The organism is Opitutaceae bacterium (genome assembly GCA_015075305.1).
Classification (GTDB): domain Bacteria; phylum Verrucomicrobiota; class Verrucomicrobiia; order Opitutales; family Opitutaceae; genus UBA6669.
Genome location: JABTUS010000011.1, coordinates 53,004 through 69,364, shown reverse-complemented (window position 1 = coordinate 69,364; position 16,361 = coordinate 53,004). Strand labels below are relative to the sequence as shown.

Sequence of the window (16,361 nt, the reverse complement as noted above, 5' to 3'; positions counted from 1 at the left end):
CCTGCGGCGATCAGCCCCGCAACCAGATCCAGCAACTCTTTGTGCGTCATTCTGCACACTGCTATGAAGCCGAAATGGCAATCAAGCGAAAAGTGCGCCTTCGCACGCTGTGGACGTGCGTTGAAAAGGGAATTGGGATTGTGGCGCCGGGGACGTTCTCCGCCGCTGACACGTCAGCGCAACTGACGGTCCAACCTGCTATCCAAAGCGCGTGATGTGCGCCGTTAAGATGACTTATGCGGAAGAGTAGTGGCGGAGACAAAGCGGCTCGATCTCGGAGACGGGGTTCACCAAGGGGCATGACGAACACACTCCGCCCCGCCACCAAAGTCCCATTTAGGCGCTCAACCCACTTTCAGGCCCAGCTGTTCGGGCGTGCAGCGACCGGTGTGGATGCGCCATCAAATCGATTGCGAGCCGTCGCGCGACTGCGACCACGGCTCGTTTGCGTGCGGGCGCCGAGCGCCTGGCGCAGATTTTTTCAGCGGAGGGTAGTCGGGCTGCCAGCGCAGCAGACGCCGGGCGGCCTCGACGAGCAGGTGACGCATTCGAGGGTTTCCGTGCTTGGGATGCTGCCCTGACGGCGACGTGTCCCCGTCGAGTACTCCACTCGGCGCAATCCGCTGTACCCTCCACCTTTCGACGACCGCCAAGCGGGCCCAATCGCACACCTCCATTCCAGGGTGTGTTCGTGAGCAGACCCAGTCCTTTCACCAGAATCTGTTTCTCGCCCATACTCTCAACCCGCTTGGTCCACGCTTCTATCTCGGATTCAAAATGCAGCGCTTGACGCTGCCGGTCTCTATCCGTGCGCGCAGCTCCGGCGGCAATGTCTTCGCCAGCTCACCCAGGCCTTGGGATGCCACCAGTCTGGATCCGCCTGCACACCGGCGGTCAGCATCAGGCCGTGACCCCGCACCACACAGCGCTGGCGCTCCTTCACCAGCATTCCCCGCTGCCGACCCAACGCTCGAGGTCTCTTCCTGTTCCTCCGTCGGAACGTACACACCGAAAAGGCAGTGGTGCTGCCTCGCAGGTATCGGTCCAGCGCATCACAGAGATCCCGGGCATCCCTGCGATCAGTTTTCACACGCCTGCCTTCCGCGTCCCATTTCCGAGGCACGATCACCCGATTGCGCGCTCCCATCTGGATCAACTTGCGATGCAACCCGTATCCGCACGGTCCGGCCTCGTAGCAACTCTCCACACGGTGTCCTGCAGCGATCAGCCCCGCAACCAGATCCAGCAACTCTTTGTGCGTCATTCTGCACACTGGCTTCGGCTGCTGCCCGTCATTCTGACGGCAGACCACCACATCCCTGGCGTGCAGATCCAGCCCCAACTTAACCGTCATCGCCATCTCGACAGCGACACGCTCACCATCTATTTTATGTATGTTATTATTCATAACGCCGACAGGTTGGCTGCTTTTCAGCCGCCTGTCGGCTACATGTCATCTCCAGCGGAGGGGGCAGTACCAGGGGAGGGATGCCAACAAATATTGGAGGGGCACGCTCCGTCGTGACCTTGGGATGTACGATGAAATCGGAAGAGTTTCACGCGGAGACGCGGAGGACGCGGAGAAGAATTTTGTGTAGTTTGGAGGGGCACGCTCCGTCGTGACCGGATTGGTAGGATTGGAAGCGAATGGGAGAACGTGAGGAGGACCACGTATCTTTTGACGGGTGACTCCAGATTGTGCACGATTCTTCCATGGATGCTGTTCCTGCGCATACTGCTGATGTTCTTGCCAATGTTGGCAGGTTCATTGCACGCCATCGACCGAGGCCTGAGATCCGCGATCAGCTTGATTTTCGCGCGGATGTCAGCGGATCCGAAGTGATATTATCCGAGGTGAGACCGAACTGGAAGGATCCCACAATAGTCAGGGCTTTTCCTTTTGCAAAATTGAAGTGGGTGAAGTCCCGGAGGTTCTGGAAACTATATTGGAAGCGTGCCTCTGGAAAATGGGAGCCCTATGTTCCGGAGCCAAGCTTCCCGTCGATCGAGGCGGCACTCGCGGTCATCTCTGCGGATGAGTACGGATGTTTCTTCGGATGAGCGGTGCGGGGAGGGTTTTGAAGCGCACATGTGCGCTCGTGATCCGGTGATCCCGGTCGTCCACCAGCCGACTGCACACGCATGACAGCGCGCCAGCTTCTTGTTCCGGCGGTGGCGATGGCCGCCATCGTGCTTTTGTCGAACTGGCTGGTGCAGTTTCCGCTCAACGCCTGGCTCACGTGGGGCGCCTTTTCCTATCCGGTCGCTTACTTTGTGTCCGATGTCTGCAACCGCCTCCATGGTCCGCAGGCGGCGCGTCGGATCGCATGGGTGGGATTTGCCGCCGGGCTGGTCAGTTCGGCGATGCTTGCACCCCTTCGGATTGCCGTGGCGTCGGGCACGGCGTTCATCGTCTCGCAGTTGCTGGATGTTGCGATCTTCAACCGGTTGAGGAAAAGGACCTGGTGGCAGGCGCCGCTGCTTGGATCATGTGCTGCGTCGATCATTGATACCGCGATTTTTTTCAGTCTGGCCTTTGCGGGCACCGCGATCAGCTGGCTGCATCTGGCAACAGGCGATCTGGGCATCAAACTCGCCATGGCGTTCGTCCTGCTGCCGCCGTACCGAATGTTGATCAATCGCGTGCTCCCCAAGGGCTGATCAAGACCCCTGATTCCAGAAGGATTGGGGGCGGCAGGAGCATCGAGGGAGCGGCGATCCCAACCTGCCCCTGTGTTCCCATGACTTCTGCACGCTGGGGCCTGGCGAAGCCGGAAAAGGGACAGGTTGTTTCCAGACAAGGATTCGTGTGCTCCAGGAAGTGTGCTGTCACCCTTGCGCAGGGGCCTCAGGCACACCTGCGCAGGGGTGGCGGTTCATCCGAAATAGGGGCGCAGGTGGCCTCTCGTTTCGTGCATTTGCGATGTGGGTATTTCATCTCTCCCGCCCCACGGTGCCTCCATGCCTTCATCGCTGTCCCAATCCGCCGCCGCTTCACAGCGCTGGCTGTCTGCGTCGGCTGCGAGTGACACGGTGGCGGCGCTGGAAGCGGAGGCGGGGCCGGAACGGCCGTGGGTAGTGGGGATATTCCTCGGCCTGTTGATGGCGGGAGTGGCTGCGTTGGTGACAATCCGGGTGGATGTGACGGTCCGCACTTGGGGAATCGTGCGGACGCGTACGGAGAATGCCGAATTGCGCAGTCCGGCCACCGCCTCCGTGGACAGCGTGTATGTTCGGACGGGCGACCGGGTTGTCGCCGGTCAGCCGCTGGTCGAGCTGGCCAATCCCGCATTGAAGGCGCGACGGGACGCCCTGACCGCCGAATGCGATGCGTATCGGTTTCAGGCCCAGGAATGGATCACTTTCTCCGAAGGCCTCGAAGGGAATGACCGCGATACCCAGCGCGAAAGCCTGGGCTTTCATACTTCCTGGGCGAGGCGGCTTTGGGATGAGTGGGTCGCCAGTGATGCCGCATTGGTCGCGTCCGCAGCCCAGTCGGCCCGCGAATTGGAACGGATTGAAAAGCTCGCGGCGCGGGGGCTCGTCAGCGACAGGGAGCGGGATGCGGCCAGAAGCGCGGCTGAGTCGGATGAACGCGCTCGTTCCCTTGCGCGCCATCGGCAGGCCGCTTCAGCGACGGCGCAGAGAAGGGATGCGGAGCAACGCGGGCGATCCCTGGAGGGGGAGTTGAAACAGGTGGAGGAGGAGTTGAGGACTCTTGTGCTTCGAGCTCCGGTGGGAGGTTTTTTGATGGATCTTGCGCCACTGCGGCCGGGTGCTGTCGTGGTCGCCTCGCAGGTGCTCGGCTCAATTTCCACGGACGACGATTTCCGGGTTGAAGGTCGTGTGCCGCCGCGAGTGTGCGCCTTGGTGCAGCCCGGGCAGCGGGCGAGAATGAGCGTGACGGCGCTTCCGGCAACCGAATGGGGGCTGATGGACGCCGAGGTGGAGGAACTCGCGCCGGACGTTTCTCCCGGGACTTCCGAACCATCGTATCGGATCGTGCTCAAACCGCAGCAATCGGCGCTTCGCACTCGCGATGGACGGGTCGCCCGATTGCGCAAGGGCTTTGTCGCGGAGGTTCGGTTCGATCTGGGCCGTGCAAGCCTGCTCACGCTGCTGCGCCGCAATGTGGCTGACTGGATCTCGGGGGATGCGGTTCAACCCGACCAAGGACCGCCCAGCCACCAGGCACTCAGACGCATTTCTTCAAATCCGGCCCACGCTTTGTGAGGTCGGGTGAAACTGAAGATTGAACCCAAATGACCAAAATAAAATGAAAGCTGTTCCTATGTCAGATCTGGCCGCCATTCATGGCGGATTTGCGCCGCTCAATGACGAGCTATTCCCTCCCGGCATCAGCCCTCGGGCTGATTTGGGAGTGAGAGAAGTCTTCACGCCATACTCAATGGGGGAGTTTCTTGAAGCCTATGGATTGGTGGCAGACATCTAGGCGGACCGCGGCAGGGCGGACTCTCGAATCATTGGACCTGGCCACGTTTCCTTGAAGCAACGCGACCAGAGCGATTGTGGTCCGACCTGCCTCGCCTACCTGTGCCGGCGCTATCGGCGACCCCAGGCGGTTGCACAGCTCCGCCAATGGAGCGGCACCGGGAGATCCGGTACAACGGCCCTCGGTCTCGTGCAGGCCGGAGAGAAGGCCGGGCTGAGTGTCGCAGGAGTGCGGACGTCACCCGCGGACCTTGGGAACCTGCCGCTTCCTGTCGTGGCTCATGTCGTCCTTCCGTCGCACCTGCATCACTACGTTGTTCTTGAAAAGGTGAACGGAAGGAACGTTCGGGTGATGGATCCGGCGGTGGGCTCCTCCTGCCGGTGGCCGCGGGAGAAGCTCACCGGAATGAGCAGTGGAGTCTTTCTGCTGGTTTCACCGAAGCCAGGGGAAATTGTGAAGGGCGACCCCGGGGCGGCAGCCGAATCTCCCTGGAGCCGTCTTGCCAGACTTCTCCATCCTCACCGGTCTCTGCTCCTGCAGGCCGGTCTCGGGGCGGCTCTGGCGACAGTTCTGGGGCTGGCGATGTCGCTGTATGTCGAAAAGCTGCTCGACTCGGTTCTTCCCGATCAGGACAGCCGCATGCTGGTGCTTCTGGGCGCGGGCATGCTGGGAGTGATTGCCGCGCGGGTAGTGCTCACCTGGCTTCAGGGACGCATAGGCTTGAGGCTCGCCCAGAGGATCGATGCTGTGCTCATGCTTGGCTATTATCGACACCTGCTCAGGCTTCCCCGTGCCTTTCATGACGGCATGCGTGTTGGAGAGATGCTATCGCGCGTGGGTGACGCCGCCCGCATACGCACCTTCATAAACCAGACGCTCGTCAGTCTGCTTCTCAATCCGCTGATTGTAGCAGCGTCGTTGACGGGATTGTTTTTCTACGACTGGCGCCTCGGCGCGCTGGCTGGAGGACTGATTGTTCTGCAGGGCATGATGTATCCCGTTGCGAATGTGGTAAACCGGCGGGCGCAGCGGCTGCTCATGGTGCGGGCGGCCGAATGGCAGGGCCATCTGGCCGAGTCGCTCCAGACCCACCTGACGGTGCGCGCCATGAACCTTGAGGATAGGGAAGCGGAGCGGGGAGAGCAGCAGCTTGTGAGACTGCTACGTGCGCATCGCGGGGCTGTGACTGCGGGACTCTGGCTCGGGGTTTTCAACCAGGCTTCAACGCAGCTTTATACGCTGGGAACTCTTTGGATCGGAGGATGGCTTGTTCTGCAGCAGCACCTTTCAATGGGTGAGCTGATGAGCGCGTACACGCTGGCGGGTTATCTTGTTGGCCCGGCGTCGTCGCTGGTATCGCTGAACTCCTCCGTGCAGGAGGCCATGGTTGCGACCGACCGGCTCTTTGAAATCGTCGATCTTCAGCCGGAACCGACAGGGGGAGTGAGAATGCTGAACCCGGAAACAATGGGAGACATTGAATGGGAAAGCGTCACGGTGCAGCACCCGGGCCGGCTGCCTGTGCTGCGCGAGTTTTCCGCGGTGTTCCGAAGGGGAACGCTGACGGTGCTCGTTGGGGCATCAGGCTGCGGAAAGAGCACCATACTGGCTGTGTTGCAGGCGAGCCAGGACATCACTCAAGGCCGGGTCTCAATCGGAGGTGTTGGACTCGAGCATTTTTCCCTTGATGGATTGCGAAGGGGCCTGGCCGTGATGCCCCAGCGGGTGGAGCTGTTTTCGGGCTCGGTCATGGACAACCTGATTCCCGACGGTGGCCCACCCGATGTCGCCCGCCTCCTGGAGGCATGCCGCGATGCGAATGTGCTCGGTTGGATAGAGTCGCTCCCCGACAAGTTTGGCACCTGGCTGCAGGAAGGCGGGGCAAATCTTTCAGGAGGTCAGCGGCAGCGGCTTGCCCTTGCCCGGGCATTCTATCGGAGTGGACCCCTTTTGCTGCTGGATGAGCCCACGTCTGCACTTGAGGATGAATCGGAACAGCATGTCGTGGCGGCGATTCGACGCCGCGTGGGCGCCGGGATCACTGCAATTGTCGCCTGTCATCGCCAGGCATTCTGCCATTGTGCGGATCAGATTATCCGGTTGTAGCGCGCTGAAGGGCCCGCGCCTGGTGGCTGAAGTAGTGATCGCTTAGCAGGGGATGGAGATCGAAGAGGCGGTCGAGCAGATGCGCGAGCAGTTCGCCAAGACTTGATCTTGCTGAGTCTGCGGAGCTCTCCTGCGTCTTTCGCGCCCGAAAAAAGTCCTGGATTGGCAGTTCGCGCAGAAACCGGAGCAGCTCGTCCACAGCTGCGACGACGGCCTCATCCTGCTCCTGGGGAGTGCTCGTGGCGACGACGCGCACGCTGCGCCGGATCCGCTGAAGATTGTACATGAGGCTGCGCGGTACGTTTTCCTGCACTAGAAAAAGCGCTGTCACCAAACCCGGCTGGCTGGCCGACTGGTAGAGGCGCCGGTAGGCGTCCTGGGAACCCAGCATGCGAAGAAGTGCGGACAGTTCGGGAGCATCGCCGGACCGGGCTCGCGCGACAAGTTCGGGGGTTCCCTGACCGGCGGCGAGGTCGTCAAGTTTGCCCAGGATCGGGCGCAGCGCGCTGCAGGCCATGATGGCCCGCTCCAGGTGGCATCCCATGAGAAAAAACTCCCAGCCTGCATCCATCAACATCGTGCGTTCGGCGGTGGCAATGAACGCGTTCACATCCGTGAGAACCAGGTTCATCGCCTGCGACGCGTTTTTCCGCTTTCTGCCGGGAGTCAGATGGCCCTGCTGAAGCGAATTGATCTTGTTCGCAAGTCGGCTGAGCAGGACCCATGCCTCCGGGCTGATGAAGTCGCGCAACTGGCGCCCGTTCTCCGCTGCAACCGCGATTGATGACGCGATCGAGCTGGGGTGCTCGGGTGAGAGCGTCATGCGCCAGTGGAGATCGCTGCTCAGCACCTGAAGGGGGTTGGCCGGGGGGGAGATGGATTCCTGGGAATGCCCGGTGGCCTCGAGCAAACCTCGCCAGATCGGAATCCAGTAACGACGGTCGCGGGCTGGAATTTCCTCGAGGGCGACGTCCTCAAAAATCACGAGCATGCGAGCCGTCGCTTCAGCCCGCTCGAGGTATCGCCCGAGCCAGAACAGCGTTTCGGCGGCGCGCGATCCAAGGGCGTGCGGCCGATGCGGTTCGGATGGGCGGTCGACATCGGGGCCCTCGTCGACGCTGACCGTGTCACCCTGCAGTACCAGGGTGTCCGCGCAAGCGCCTATGCGGTCGATGGGGAGGGAGGTGTTGCCCGGGCGCGCGAGTCCGCCCGGAAGCACCGAATAGGCGCCTTTGTGCGACAGCACGAAGGCGCTGAGATGAAACGAATCCGATGCTGGTGTTTCTGGCGATGCGGCACCGAGCCAGGGCTGGCGACGGGCGACGTAGCCGTATGGATTCTCGCGAACCTCCCTGGCGAGGCCGTTCTTGTCGAGCAGGGGGCCCCTCAGCGCAACCAGACGCGGGTCACCGGCCCGATGGTCGTGATTGGGCAGCACCGCCATTTCCTCCGAGGATTCCAGGATTTCGTCGAGCTGGTCGGTGTCGCCGCAGGTCAGAGTCGGAACAGATGGGATCAACGGACGCTCACCCAGGTAAAACCGCATCAGTTGAGGAAGATAGGCATCGAGGGCGCGGCTGTCGGCCACCCCGCTGCCAATGCTGTTGGCGACGGCGACATTGCCGCGACGGATGCATTGCATCAGGCCGGGCACACCGGCGGTTTCGCGGTCGGTGGAAAACACCACGGGATCAATATGGGCGTCGTTCAGCCGGCGGTAGATCACGTCGACGCGTTCGAGCCCGTTGATGGTCTTGAAATAGACCCAGTTGTCCAGCACGAGCAGGTCGTCTCCGCGGGCGAGCGGAAGGCCCATCTTGCGGGCCAGAAAACTGTGTTCCAAATAGAAGGGCTCGTGCGGGCCTGCGGTAAGGACGACGATGCTCGGCGCGGGATTGGAATGGGGTGCAAGCTGGCGCAGGCTCTCGAGGAGATTTAGCGGGAAGTTGATGATCGAGTGATAGTCGGGCAGTTTTCCGTAGATGTCGGAGGCTTCCTGGGAGAGGAACCGTCGATTCTGCACGGCGAAGCCCAGGCCTGCGGGCGAGTCGGCGTGGGTTCCGGAAAACTGCCAGCCGCGGGACGTGTGGATCAGGTCGAATCTCAGAAGGGTTGCGGGCTGATTCCGCTCGGCTTCGAGGTGCAGGCAGGGACGCCGGTAACAAGGGTCGGAAAGGATGATTTCGGGTGGCAGCAGTTTTTGAATCAGGACCTGCTGCCGGCTGTAGATATCGACCAGAAATGCGTTCACGAACCGTGCGCGCTGAATCAGACCTGCTTCCAGTTGCGTCCATTCCGTTGGTTCGATCACTCTGGGAACGGGATCGAGGTCCCAGAAAAGCCCCTCACTCCGATGCTGGCGTTCGGATAGGATGCCACTCAACCCGGCTTCCCGGATGGATATTCGCAGGCGGCTCCGCAGGTTCTCCAACTGCCATGCGGACAGGAGGGGTACGGGAGGGAGGTGAGTGACGGCAGGCATTCCGGCGATAGAGCGATAGGAGCGGGCGGAGTGGTCGCAAGCCTGCGCTCGTGTGGCTACCGAGTGCCCCGTTCCGGCTGAGATGGGCGGCGAGGGGGCATTTTTTCGGGATAGTCACGACGGGTTTGCCAAGTGGCGCGGGGCCTTTCACAACAATCGCCGTGATCTGGTTTCTCGGCATCGATGGTGGCGGGACGCACACGCGGGCATTGATCGCGGATGCCAACGGGGCGCTACTTGGCATGGGTGAATCAGGAAGCTCCAACTATCACAGCGTCGGGGTTGCCATGGCGGTTGAGGCGGTGAGCGAGGCGGTTGCGATGGCGAGGGCGGAGGCGGGTGTTTTCGGCAGGGCGGCGGGCGCGTTTCTTGGTCTTGCGGGAGTGAAGTCGCTGGTGGATCACCAGGCGCTGCGGGAGCCCTTGTGCGCACTGAATTTGGTCGAAGGAGCGGGAAGCCTCGGGCTGGATCACGATCTGCGTATTGCGCTGGCGGGAGGATGTGGAGATCTGCCAGGCATCGTGGTTGTCGCCGGTACGGGTTCCGCTGCATACGGCCGCGACCAGGAGGGTCATACTGCGCAGACGGGAGGCTGGGGCTGGCTGATGGATGATCAGGGCGGCGGCGTATGGCTGGCTCTACAAGGCTTGCGGAGGATTTTTGAAGCTGCCGATGGGCGGGCGCCCGCGACACATCTCGAACCGGCGCTGTTTGCCGAGCTTGGCGTAACGACACCTCGCGAGGCGATGCAATGGGCCCTTCGCCCGGAAAGATCCCGTTCTCAGCTTGCGGCCCTGGCATCAACAGTTGTTGCAACGGCGGCGGATGATGATGCCGCCCGGGAAATCGTGCGCGAAGGGGCTCACCAACTGTCCCGCCTCGTGGTGGCGCTTCTTGAGCGGCTCAATTTTGGCGACGGCGACGTCAATGTCGTTCCGTTTGGCGGATTGCTGGGTAATGAGGTCTATCTTGAGGCCTTTCGGCAGGCTGTTGCGCGCGCGGCTCCGCAGGTGAGGATAATTGTTGCGCCCTCCCCGGCAATCATTGGCGCCGTGGTGCTGGCTGCGCAGAGCGCAGGGAAGCCGCTGCGTCCGGAGGCGATGGAACGGCTGACATCGGAGCTGAAGAAGCGTGGGCGTGGGAAATCCTGAGAGGTCGCGTCGTCACGCGCGATTCGACCCGGTTTGAGCCGGCATTGCTGCGTGCGTGGCGTGATGCGTTATCGATGGCATTTTGCCAATAGGCCGCTTTCAGGCGTGATTGCTCTGCGCGGCATGTTGGAAACGGTCTGAATCAGGGGTGGATCGCCGTGACTTCCCGCTTGCGGCACGAAGTGCGGCGGCCAACCCTCTCCGAAATCCACGTCCATGCCCAAGCGCAACGATCTCAAGTCCATCCTCATCATTGGTGCCGGTCCCATCGTGATCGGACAGGCGTGCGAGTTTGACTACTCCGGCACGCAGGCGTGCAAGGCGCTGAAGGAGGAGGGCTACCGGGTCGTTCTCGTGAATTCCAATCCGGCGACGATCATGACGGATCCGGAGTTTGCGGATGTGACCTACATCGAGCCTCTGACCGTGGAGTTTCTCGAAAAGATCATCGAGGCGGAGCGCCCGTCCGCGCTTCTTCCCACTCTGGGCGGCCAGACGGCGCTGAATCTGTCGATGGAACTGCACAAGCAGGGCATCCTCGCGAAATACGGTGTGGAGATGATCGGCGCCAAGCCGGATGCGATTGCGAAGGGTGAGGACCGCGAGCTTTTCAAGCAGGCCATGCTGAAGATCGGCCTGGATGTCGCCCGCTCACGGACCGTCAAGACGCTGGACGAGGCGCGCGCAGCTGCGGATGCGCTGGGCAGTTTTCCCCTGATCATCCGGCCCTCGTTCACGCTTGGCGGGTCGGGAGGGGGCATCGCCTACAATCGCGAGGAATTCGAGCGCATCTGCGCCAACGGGCTCGATCTTTCCCCGGTGCATGAGGTTCTCGTCGAGGAGTGCCTGCTGGGCTGGAAGGAGTACGAGATGGAGGTCATGCGCGATCACAAGGATCAGTGCGTCGTGATCTGCTCGATCGAGAATTTCGATCCCATGGGCGTGCATACCGGAGACTCGATCACGGTGGCGCCGACAATGACGCTTTCGGACAAGGAGTTTCAGGTGATGCGCGACGCCTCGTTTGCGGTGATCCGCGAGATCGGCGTGGAGACGGGCGGATCGAACATCCAGTTCTCGGTGGATCCGCAGTCGGGCCGCATGGTGGTGATCGAGATGAATCCGCGCGTGTCGCGGTCCTCGGCGCTGGCTTCCAAGGCGACGGGATTTCCGATCGCCAAGATCGCAGCGAAACTCGCCGTCGGTTATTCGCTCGACGAGCTCCGCAACGACATCACGCGGCTCACGCCCGCGTCCTTCGAGCCGACGATCGACTACGTGGTGACGAAGATTCCGCGTTTCACGTTCGAGAAATTTCCCAATGCGGATCCGACGCTGACGTCCGCCATGAAATCCGTGGGGGAGGCCATGGCGATCGGCCGCACGTTCAAGGAGTCGATCCAGAAGGCGCTGCGATCGCTTGAAATCGGTGCGCGCGGATTCGGAGGCGGCGGCAAGTGGGGAGGGGATGAGATTCCGGACCGAAAGGCGATTGTGGCGCGGCTTGGCACTCCCAATGCCGAGCGCATCTTCTTCATCCGCTACGCGTTTCTTGCCGGCTTCACCGAGGAGGAAATTTTTGATCTCACGAAAATCGACCCCTGGTTCATCCGTCAGCTTCGCGAAATCTTCGAGATGGAGCAGGCCCTGCGCGGCTATGGTCTGCCTGGAACCGGCGGACTGGCTGGACAGCCCAAACCGCTGACCGCGGTCCTTCTGAAGCGCGCGAAGCAGTTTGGATTCTCGGATGCGCAGCTGGCGCACATCCTGGGGACCGACCTTGCGTCGATGACTGCTGCGCGCAAGCAGCTTGGGGTGAACACGACCTATCGCCTGGTCGACACCTGTGCGGCCGAGTTTGAGGCGTTCACGCCCTATTATTATTCGAGTTACGGCGACGAGAATGAGGTGATGCCCGCGACCGGGAAGAAGAAGATCATGATTCTTGGAGGCGGACCCAACAGGATTGGGCAGGGCATTGAGTTCGACTACTGCTGCGTGCACGCGAGTTTCGCGCTGCGCGAGGCGGGTTTTGAGACCGTGATGGTGAACTCGAATCCGGAGACGGTCTCCACGGACTACGACACGTCGGACCGCCTGTACTTCGAGCCGCTCACGCTCGAGGACGTACTCGAAGTTTACCGGCAGGAGAATTGCTCCGGGGCGATCGTCCAGTTCGGCGGGCAGACTCCGCTGAATCTTGCAACGGCGCTCAAGGCGAACGGGGTCAACATCATTGGCACCTCGCCCGAGAGCATCGACGCCGCGGAGGACCGCAAGCTCTTCGCCAGGATTCTCGACAGACTCGGACTCAAGCAGCCGGCCAACCGCACAGCGATGACGGAGGCGGATGCACTGCAGTGCGCTCAGGAAATCGGCTTCCCGGTTCTCCTGCGTCCATCGTTCGTTCTTGGCGGACGCGGCATGTTCATCGTCTACACCGAGGAGGAATTCAGAAACGTTGTTCGGCAGGCTTTCGAGGTCATGCCGGACAAACCGGTGTTGATCGACGACTTTCTCGAGGATGCGATCGAACTCGACGTCGACTGCATTGCGGATGGCGAGACCAGCGTGATCGGAGGAATGCTCGAGCACATTGAGTTTGCGGGCGTGCACTCGGGTGATGCGGCGATGGTGATGCCCCCGCACACGCTGTCGAAGGCCATGCTGGACACCGTCAGGGCGGCGACGCATGCCCTTGCCCGCGAGTTGAAGGTGATCGGCCTGATGAACGTGCAGTTCGCGATCAAGGACAACCAGCTCTATGTGCTGGAGGTCAATCCACGGGCGTCGCGCACGGTTCCCTTTGTGGCCAAGGCGATCGGTGTTCCCCTGGCCAAACTCGCGGCCAAGGTGATGACGGGGATGAAGCTGAAGGAACTGGGGTTCACCCGTGAGCAGACGCCGAAGCACTGGTGCGTGAAGGAGGCGGTGTTCCCCTTTGTGCGGTTTCCCGGTGCGACGATTGTGCTGGGGCCGGAAATGCGGTCCACGGGCGAAGTCATGGGACTTGATGAGGACCTTGGCGTGGCGTTTGCCAAGGCCCAGGCTGCGGCGAAACCCGGACTGCCGACGGGCGGCAATGTGTTCCTCTCGGTCAAGGATGCCGACAAGCCCCGTGCGGTGAAGCTGGCGCGCGATCTCGAATCGCTGGGCTTTGCGCTCTACTCAACCGGCGGCACGGCAAAAGTGCTGACCGAAAACGGCATCAAGGTGTCAAAGCTGGCCAAGATCGAGGAGGGGCGCCCCACCGCGGTTGATCTGATCAAGAACGGCCAGATCCAGATGGTGATCAACACGCCGGCCGGCATGATACCGCGACAGGATGAAAACAAGATTCGTGCGGCGGCCTACGCCCACAGCGTCTGCATCATGACGACCCTCACGGGGGCAAAGGCGGCCATCGATGGCATCAAGGCGCTCAAGCGGGAACGCATCGGGGTGCGACCGATTCAGAAATACCTCGGCAACGTAAACGTGCTCTGATTCCCGATGGCGAGCATTGTAGCCCTGCTTCACGGACCGGACCAGCGCGGCCTCGTCGCGCGGGTCTCCGGCTGGATCTTTGAGCGAGGAGGAAACATCCTGCATGCGGATCAACATCGTGATCGCGAAGCGGGCATTTTTTTCCAGCGCGTGGAATGGGAGCCGGCGGCCGGCAGCCAGTCCTCGGACACGGCGGCATTTTCTGCGTTTGCGGCGGAGCTGGGCATGCAGGCCCGCGTGGTGGAGTCGTCGCGCCGGACCCGCGTGGCGCTGTTTGTCTCGAAGGCCGATCACTGCTTTCACGACCTTGTCCTGCGTTCGCGCGCAGGGGATTACACGGCCGATTTTGCGCTGGTTCTGTCAAATCACCGTGATCTTGCCGCTGCGGCGGAAGGTTATGGCCTGCTCTTCAAGCACGTACCGGTCACGGGTGACACCAAACCTGCGGCGGAAGCGGCGCAGCTGGCGTTGCTGAGGGAGCACAACATCGAGCTGGTGATCCTTGCCCGCTACATGCAGGTCCTTTCCTCGGATTTTCTCGATCGTTTCGGCAGGCCCGTGATCAACATCCATCACTCGTTTCTGCCGGCGTTTGCCGGCGGACGCCCCTACCATCAGGCGCATTCGCGAGGAGTGAAGCTGATCGGCGCGACGGCGCATTATGCGACACGGGACCTGGATGAAGGGCCGATCATTCAGCAGGATGTGGCGCGTGTCACCCACCGCCACAGTGTGGATGATCTCGTGCGCCGGGGGCGCGATCTTGAAAGAACGGTGCTTGCCCAAGCAGTTCGATGGCACCTGGAGAACCGGGTGCTGGTGTATGGCAACAAGACCGTGGTTTTCGACTGATCCGGCAGATTAACTCCTTCCTTTACGCGATTGGGCCGGTCTGCTTAGGTCTCGCCTTTCACCACCTTGAACATGGCTTCATCACTACCGCCCTCTCGTCCTGGTTCCGCGGGCGATGCTCCCTCCGCTGGCGCGCCGGCACCGGTGGCCGAAGTTCCCTTTGATGAGAAGCTGCGCCAGTTCTGGACGCGCAACCGTGCGATCATCATCGTGGCATGTGTCGTCGTGCTCGGGGCCATTGTTGGCAAGGGCGTTTGGGAAATCATTCAGGAACAACGTGAGAAGGGAGTCGCCGCAGACTATGCGAAGGCGACGTCAAACGACCAGTTGAAGGCGTTTGCTGCATCCCATGAGCATCACCTGCTCGGCGGGGTGGCCTATCTGAGGCTGGCGGATGAAGCCTACACAGCGGGCAGGTATTCCGAGGCAATTCCTCTTTACGCCAAGGCGGTTCCAGCCCTTGGGACAAGTATCTTGTCGCATCGTGCCATCATGGGAGGAGCGGTATCCAAGTTGCTCTCCGGCGATCGCGCCGGCGGCGAGGCAGCCTTGAAGTCCATAGTGGCCGATCTGGGACAACCGGTGTCAACGCGGGCGGAAGCGACCTATCAACTGGCGGTGCTTGCTTCTGTGGCTGGCGATTCGACCGGCCTCCAAGGTTATGTGACCCAACTCAATGCGCTTAGCCCACAAAGCATTTGGGCGCAGCGCGTGGTGACTTTGAGTGCTGAAAGTGGAATGTCGGAGTCTTCGGCGACGACGAAGCCGGCAGGAGCGCTTCCAGCCGACAGCGAAGCTCCAAAAGTGACTTTTCCCTCGCCGAAGTAGCGACTGCGGTAGCGCATACGCGCGCGAATCGGAATCCCTGAAACGCGCTGCTGGGCAGCCCTGCGAGTACAACGAGCTTGCCAACGTGGTGTGGATTGCATGCTCGCTGCAGTGCATACCCCGAGCGGATTGAATTGGCTTTGCTTCGCCCTGTGTCTTGGCATTGCAGCGGAAGCTGCGGCTGAAGTTGTCAAGGTCTCCGACCGGGCATTTACGCCGGAGGAAAGGGCTCAAGGTTTCACCAACAGGGCCATTCTTGCGGTGCCCAAACAGTCGGCATCCGAACAGAGCCTGACGGCGGCTGAAGGGCGGGAGAAGACGCGGACTTCCCGGCGATTTTCCCGATTTGACGGGTTGCGGGTCATTGAAGTGCCTCCCGGGGAGAGTGTAACTCGTTTGATCACCCGGCTTCAGGAGACCGGGCTTTATTCGCAGGTTGAACCGGATCGCCTGCTCCGGGCTCATGCGCTGCCATCCGATCCGGAATTCCTATCGGGAGCGCAGTGGGCCTTGCAGAATACCGGCCAGTCAGGCGGGAAGGCGGGGGCGGATATCCATGCCGTTGAAGGCTGGGATGTGGCGACGGACGCTTCCGGTGTGGTTGTCGCAGTCATCGATTCAGGAGTCTATCCCGATCATCCCGACCTTGCTGGCAACCTCTGGCGGAACCCGGGAGAGTCGGGCAATGGAAAGGAAAGCAACGGGATCGACGATGATGGAAACGGCTACATCGACGACGTGTTCGGCATCAATGCCACCGTAGCCCGCAAGGATCCCGCCAGCGGCAGTCCTCTGGATGACGATGGTTTTGGGCACGGCACGGCGGTTGCGGGTGTCATTGGTGCGGTGGGCAACAATGGGGTTGGACTCGCCGGGGTAGCTTGGAAAGCGCGCATCATGGCGCTGAAATTCCTCACGAGCGATGGCTATGGAGCCACTTCGGATCAATCTGGCTCGTGCCCTGATGGCCGGCTCCGCACCTTTCAATGACGCCTTCGCTGAC

The 16,361-nt window shown here is 61.5% G+C and carries 13 protein-coding genes; 10 read left to right on the top strand and 3 right to left on the bottom strand.

The genetic code is table 11. The features are described from left to right. Window positions 1-401: 401 nt before the first annotated feature. Together HS122_18825 and HS122_18820 are read right to left on the bottom strand one after the other, a co-directional pair. A complete protein-coding gene (locus HS122_18825) occupies window positions 402-548 on the bottom strand; it encodes a hypothetical protein (GenBank protein ID MBE7540448.1) in 147 nt (48 codons plus the stop codon). 254 nt (window positions 549-802) lie between these two features. Beyond that, the gene (locus tag HS122_18820; protein ID MBE7540447.1) at window positions 803-1,408 is read right to left on the bottom strand and encodes a hypothetical protein; all 606 of its coding nucleotides are present in this window, start codon (window positions 1,406-1,408) and stop codon (window positions 803-805) included. A gap of 305 nt (window positions 1,409-1,713) precedes the next feature. Here HS122_18820 and HS122_18815 point away from each other — a divergent pair, with 305 nt between their 5' ends. The 5 genes from HS122_18815 (at window position 1,714) to HS122_18795 (ending at window position 6,559) form a co-directional block, all read left to right on the top strand. After that, on the top strand, window positions 1,714-2,061 hold the full coding sequence (locus HS122_18815; GenBank protein MBE7540446.1) for a DUF3024 domain-containing protein: 348 nt from the start codon (window positions 1,714-1,716) through the stop codon (window positions 2,059-2,061). A gap of 81 nt (window positions 2,062-2,142) precedes the next feature. Then, entirely contained in the window at window positions 2,143-2,661 is a 519-nt protein-coding gene (locus HS122_18810) for a queuosine precursor transporter (protein MBE7540445.1), read from the top strand. Window positions 2,662-2,961: 300 nt separating this feature from the next. Beyond that, window positions 2,962-4,233: an efflux RND transporter periplasmic adaptor subunit gene (locus HS122_18805; protein MBE7540444.1), complete on the top strand. Its 1,272-nt coding sequence runs from the start codon at window positions 2,962-2,964 to the stop codon at window positions 4,231-4,233. Window positions 4,234-4,276: 43 nt separating this feature from the next. Further along, entirely contained in the window at window positions 4,277-4,453 is a 177-nt protein-coding gene (locus tag HS122_18800) for a hypothetical protein (GenBank protein MBE7540443.1), read from the top strand. Between the two features lie 51 nt (window positions 4,454-4,504). After that, window positions 4,505-6,559 carry a peptidase domain-containing ABC transporter gene (locus tag HS122_18795; GenBank protein MBE7540442.1) on the top strand — a complete coding sequence of 685 codons (2,055 nt, stop codon included), beginning with the start codon at window positions 4,505-4,507 and terminating at the stop codon, window positions 6,557-6,559. Here the strand turns inward: HS122_18795 and HS122_18790 are convergent. After that, window positions 6,546-9,041, bottom strand: coding sequence for a circularly permuted type 2 ATP-grasp protein (locus tag HS122_18790; protein MBE7540441.1), 2,496 nt, complete (start codon window positions 9,039-9,041; stop codon window positions 6,546-6,548). The two genes, HS122_18795 and HS122_18790, sit on opposite strands and share 14 nt — an antisense overlap. 161 nt (window positions 9,042-9,202) lie before the next feature. Here HS122_18790 and HS122_18785 point away from each other — a divergent pair, with 161 nt between their 5' ends. The 5 genes from HS122_18785 (at window position 9,203) to HS122_18765 (ending at window position 16,348) form a co-directional block, all read left to right on the top strand. Next, a complete protein-coding gene (locus HS122_18785; GenBank protein ID MBE7540440.1) occupies window positions 9,203-10,192 on the top strand; it encodes a hypothetical protein in 990 nt (329 codons plus the stop codon). Window positions 10,193-10,408: 216 nt separating this feature from the next. Further along, the gene (gene carB / locus HS122_18780; GenBank protein MBE7540439.1) at window positions 10,409-13,678 is read left to right on the top strand and encodes a carbamoyl-phosphate synthase large subunit; all 3,270 of its coding nucleotides are present in this window, start codon (window positions 10,409-10,411) and stop codon (window positions 13,676-13,678) included. A gap of 6 nt (window positions 13,679-13,684) precedes the next feature. After that, complete coding sequence (gene purU, locus HS122_18775) at window positions 13,685-14,530, top strand: formyltetrahydrofolate deformylase (protein MBE7540438.1); 846 nt, start codon at window positions 13,685-13,687, stop codon at window positions 14,528-14,530. A 72-nt stretch (window positions 14,531-14,602) separates the two neighbouring features. Continuing rightward, window positions 14,603-15,358 carry a hypothetical protein gene (locus HS122_18770; GenBank protein ID MBE7540437.1) on the top strand — a complete coding sequence of 252 codons (756 nt, stop codon included), beginning with the start codon at window positions 14,603-14,605 and terminating at the stop codon, window positions 15,356-15,358. Between the two features lie 99 nt (window positions 15,359-15,457). Further along, on the top strand, window positions 15,458-16,348 hold the full coding sequence (locus HS122_18765; GenBank protein ID MBE7540436.1) for a S8 family serine peptidase: 891 nt from the start codon (window positions 15,458-15,460) through the stop codon (window positions 16,346-16,348). Window positions 16,349-16,361 lie beyond the last annotated feature (13 nt).